Consider the following 4082-nt stretch of genomic DNA (forward strand, 5'->3'; position numbering starts at 1 on the left):
AGGGTTTGGCCCAGTTTTTGGCCCGCCCCAACGGCGCGAATCGATGACGAATCGACAGCGGCTCGCGAAAAGTCGATCTGGTCTGCTGCTCGCAGCTTCGCGAGCAGCAACTCGTGCAAGCGGTCCCACACGCCGGCCGCCTGCCAGTCGCGCAGCCGCCGCCAACATGTCACGCCCGAGCCGCAACCCATCTCGGCAGGCAGGTCGCGCCAGCGTAGTCCGGTCTCGAGAACGAACAAGATGCCGGTCAGCGCGGCGCGATTCGAAACAGGCAGGCGGCCCGGGTTCTTCTCGCGCCGCGGCTTGGATGGCGGCAGTAACGGCTCGATCAGTGTCCACAATTCGTCGTCGATGATCGGCTTGCCCATCTCCTCGGCCTCGGTTGTTCCGATGCCTGAGGTTAACAGCTCGCCGCGAAAGTTAACAGGCCCACGGGCTCTTTTTGAAACCGTCTCTAACGCATGCCTCATGCGAGCGCTGATGCGCTTTCGGCTGCCACACACTTCTTTAAGCCGCGCTCTGGGCCGTCATACCGAAACCGTGATTCCTGCCCGGCCAGACTCCCTCGCCGGCCTCACCACGATTTCCACATGCTGGCCGAACGACGCCAGCGTCAGCATCAGTTGGTCCAGCGTTACGTTCCGGAGCCGCTCGCGCTGCTCGGGGGTGACTACCGGCCGAGCCATTTCGGAGAGGGCCGCAGCCTCTTCTTCGGTCAGGCCGCGCGACGCCATCAATGCATTGAGCTTCAGTACGAGGACGGACTTGGCCGTCAGTTCACCGACGTCGTAGTAGTCGAAATCGTCGGGCACGTTGTCGCTGCGTTGATTCGATGCGTCGTCGTTCATCACGCTTCCTCCGTCATCATCGAAAAGCGCCGCTGCTGCCCGGTTCCGCGATCGATAACGGAGAATCCCGCGTTCTTGACCGAAGCGCAATCCGCGTCGTCTATCGGCGTGATCACCAGCCGTTTGTGCGACACCTCGATTCGCAGGCGCTGCTCGGGATCGAAGCCTGCTGCCTCGATCCACCGGCCGCACAGTTTCGTCCACAGATACACGACGGGTGGTGCCATGTCGGACGGCCTGATGTGCGGAACGACGCGGCGAGATTGAAATGGCGATTGCGGGGAGACAAAACAATCGCGGAAATACGTCGGTGCGTTATGATTCGCGCCAGCCATGGTCAACTCCTTGGTGATGAGTTGGTTGTGGTCAGCGGCCCGCAGGTGGTAACAGCACCTGCGGGCCGCGCTCGTTTACGCAGCGGATTTCGAGCGCCGCTCCATCACATGCATTGCATGCCGAAGCAGCCCGAGACTCTCCGCGAAAACGTGCAACCAATGTAGCGGAGAACATCGGGCGTCAGGCACCGGTCATGTACGAATTCATCGGCATTGGCCATTTGGCCGATGCCTGGAATGCTTGCTGCACAACGATGCCGGGACATTCACATTGGCTCGACGCCTCCTCGTTTCATCGTCGATGTGTCAGAAAGCGTTTCAGAGACGGCTTCGGTCGGCCCACCGTACGCCGCGCGAGTATCTCGTTCTCGCCCTGCCGATAGCGTTCTAACTCGCGCACGAACGCCGCCGCATCGCCACGCCAGCGTGAAAGCCGCCGCGACGGAGGTGGCGGAAGCCACGTCCGCGAAGCGCGTGCATTGCCCGTTGCGGGCATCGGGTCGGCGGGTGAGGCGGTGGCGGTTGCGATGGCTGTGGCGTCGAATGCCGTGGTCGTGCAAGCCGCGATACCGCGACGCCGCGAGTGCGGCAGGCCGCCTCAGCGGCCGATACGCCGGCGGCCGCGCCGGTATCGATTCGACCCACGCCGTCGGTATGACGGCCGCCGAGTTCACGCAATGGCTTGCCGCGACGCGCGATACGTCGCGACCGGCAGCGGGCCGCACCGATCTATCGGTCGAGGCCTGAGTCATACGCGGTAGATCCCCCACGGACTTGGGGGAGGTGTTACGCGCCTCGCCTCCCCTCGACGGAGGACCGTCCTTGCGACGCCGTGCATCAGCATCGCTTCCATCGTTTCCATATTTCGACTATTATCGAAATATGGAAACGAACGAAACCATTGCCGCACTCGCGGCGCTCGCGCATGAATCCCGCCTCGCGATTTTTCGCGCGCTCGTGCAGGCCGGGCCGCAAGGCATGCCGGCCGGCCAGATCGCGACGCTGCTCGCCGTGCCGCCGTCCTCGCTGTCCTTTCACCTGAAAGAACTGGCGCACGCGCAGCTCGTGACGAGCCACCAGGACGGCCGTTTCGTGGTCTATTGCGCGAATTTCGACACGATGAACGGTCTGCTCGGCTATCTCACGGAAAACTGTTGCGGCGGCAATCCGTGCTCGCCGGTGTCCGGCTGCTCGCCTTCCGGAAAGACCGACCGCCCCCGTCAATCCTGACGGGCATTCGCGCGCCCTGCCCATGACCACGAACGTCCTGATCCTCTGCACCCACAACTCGGCGCGCAGCGTGCTGGCCGAGGGCATGCTCAATCACTGGGCTGCGAAGCTCGGCAAGGATGTGCGTGCCTACAGCGCCGGCAGCGCGCCGAGCGGCCGTCTGAATCCGTTCGCGCTGGAAGCGCTGACGCATGCCGGTGTCGACGTCAGCGGCTATCGCAGCAAAAGCTGGGACGAATTCGTCGGCGACGATGCGCCCGACATGCGCGTCGTCATCACGGTGTGCGACAGTGCGGCGTCCGAGACGTGCCCGTACTGGCCGGGCAGCCCGGTCAACGTGCACTGGGGCTACGCCGATCCGTCGAACGCGACGGGTGGCGACGACGGCAAGCGTCTCGCCTTCGAACTGACACGGCAAGCAATCGGCTATCGGATGCTGCAGTTGCTGGCATTGCCGCTCGATCGTATGAATGACGACGCACTCCGGGCAGCGCTGATTGAAATCGCGCAACACTGATCGCGCGCAGTGCGATGTGCCGAAACGGCGGCTGCCCATGACTTCAAGACCGAATCATCCAATGAATACGCCGAACGTCACGCCGCCCGGTACGGCGGTCGCGCACCCCGCGATCAACTTCTTCGAACGCTACCTGACCGTCTGGGTGGCGCTGTGCATCGTCGCGGGTATTGCGCTCGGTCAGGTGCTGCCGGGCCTGTTTCAGGCGATTGGCCATATCGCGTATGCCCAGGTCAATCTCCCGGTCGGGCTGCTGATCTGGGTGATGATCATCCCGATGCTCGTCAAGGTCGACTTCGGCGCGTTGCATGAGGTGCGTCGGCACGTGAAAGGCATCGGTGTCACGCTCGTCGTGAACTGGCTCGTCAAGCCGTTCTCGATGGCGTTCCTCGGCTGGCTGTTCATCCGCCATCTGTTTGCGCCGCTGCTGCCGACCGAACAGCTCGACAGCTATATCGCCGGGCTGATCCTGCTCGCTGCCGCGCCGTGCACGGCGATGGTGTTCGTGTGGAGCCGGCTGACGGGCGGCGATCCGCTGTTTACGCTGTCGCAGGTCGCGCTGAACGACAGCATCATGGTGATCGCGTTCGCGCCGCTGGTCGGCCTGCTGCTGGGGATGTCGGCCATCACGGTGCCGTGGGCGACGTTGCTCACGTCGGTCGTACTCTACATCGTCATTCCGGTGGTCCTCGCGCAGCTGCTGCGCAAGTGGTTGCTCGCGAATGGTCAGGCGGCGTTCGATGCCGCGATGACGAAGATCGGCCCGTGGTCGATCGCCGCGCTGCTGGCTACGCTCGTGCTGCTGTTCGCGTTCCAGGGTGAAGCGATCTTGAAGCAGCCGCTGGTGATCGCGCTGCTCGCGGTGCCGATCCTGATCCAGGTGTTCTTCAATTCCGCGCTCGCATACTGGCTCAATCGCGCGGTCGGGGAAAAGCACGCCATCGCGTGCCCGTCGGCGCTGATCGGCGCATCCAACTTTTTCGAGCTGGCGGTCGCGGCCGCGATCAGCCTGTTCGGCTTTCATTCCGGCGCGGCGCTGGCCACCGTCGTCGGCGTGCTGATCGAGGTGCCGGTGATGTTGCTGGTCGTGCGCCTCGTCAACCGGTCGAAGGACTGGTACGAGTGCCGGGCTTGAAATCGCGAGAGCATCTA

At 63.7% G+C, this 4082-nt stretch carries 6 protein-coding genes; 3 read left to right on the top strand and 3 right to left on the bottom strand.

The features are described from left to right. From AC3IFE_RS20885 to AC3IFE_RS20895, 3 genes are all read right to left on the bottom strand, one after another. On the bottom strand, positions 1 to 368 hold a 368-nt coding region (locus AC3IFE_RS20885), incomplete at its 3' end, for a transposase (RefSeq protein ID WP_489191804.1). Between the two features lie 159 nt (positions 369 to 527). Then, positions 528 to 848, bottom strand: a complete 321-nt coding sequence (locus AC3IFE_RS20890; protein WP_489191805.1) for a helix-turn-helix domain-containing protein — start codon at positions 846 to 848, stop codon at positions 528 to 530. Then, on the bottom strand, positions 848 to 1183 hold the full coding sequence (locus tag AC3IFE_RS20895) for a SymE family type I addiction module toxin (protein ID WP_489191806.1): 336 nt from the start codon (positions 1181 to 1183) through the stop codon (positions 848 to 850). Before AC3IFE_RS20895 ends, AC3IFE_RS20890 begins: the two co-directional genes overlap by 1 nt. A gap of 882 nt (positions 1184 to 2065) precedes the next feature. Here AC3IFE_RS20895 and AC3IFE_RS20900 point away from each other — a divergent pair. The 3 genes from AC3IFE_RS20900 (at position 2066) to arsB (ending at position 4065) form a co-directional block, all read left to right on the top strand. Further along, the gene (locus AC3IFE_RS20900; RefSeq protein WP_489191809.1) at positions 2066 to 2413 is read left to right on the top strand and encodes an ArsR/SmtB family transcription factor; all 348 of its coding nucleotides are present in this window, start codon (positions 2066 to 2068) and stop codon (positions 2411 to 2413) included. 22 nt (positions 2414 to 2435) lie between these two features. Further along, positions 2436 to 2930, top strand: coding sequence for an arsenate reductase ArsC (locus AC3IFE_RS20905; RefSeq protein WP_489191807.1), 495 nt, complete (start codon positions 2436 to 2438; stop codon positions 2928 to 2930). A gap of 61 nt (positions 2931 to 2991) precedes the next feature. Then, complete coding sequence (gene arsB, locus AC3IFE_RS20910) at positions 2992 to 4065, top strand: ACR3 family arsenite efflux transporter (protein ID WP_489191808.1); 1074 nt, start codon at positions 2992 to 2994, stop codon at positions 4063 to 4065. The last annotated feature ends 17 nt before the right edge of the window (positions 4066 to 4082 follow it).

The sequence above is a fragment of the Burkholderia sp. APQ4-4ca genome (assembly GCF_057837105.1).

Excerpts from the sequence above, each read along its gene's own strand:
- AC3IFE_RS20900 (WP_489191809.1), top strand. The coding sequence starts at position 2,066 with ATGGAAACGAACGAAACCATTGCCGCACTCGCGGCGCTCGCGCATGAA.
- AC3IFE_RS20895 (WP_489191806.1), bottom strand. The coding sequence starts at position 1,183 with ATGGCTGGCGCGAATCATAACGCACCGACGTATTTCCGCGATTGTTTT.
- AC3IFE_RS20890 (WP_489191805.1), bottom strand. The coding sequence starts at position 848 with ATGAACGACGACGCATCGAATCAACGCAGCGACAACGTGCCCGACGAT.
- AC3IFE_RS20905 (WP_489191807.1), top strand. The coding sequence starts at position 2,436 with ATGACCACGAACGTCCTGATCCTCTGCACCCACAACTCGGCGCGCAGC.
- arsB (WP_489191808.1), top strand. The coding sequence starts at position 2,992 with ATGAATACGCCGAACGTCACGCCGCCCGGTACGGCGGTCGCGCACCCC.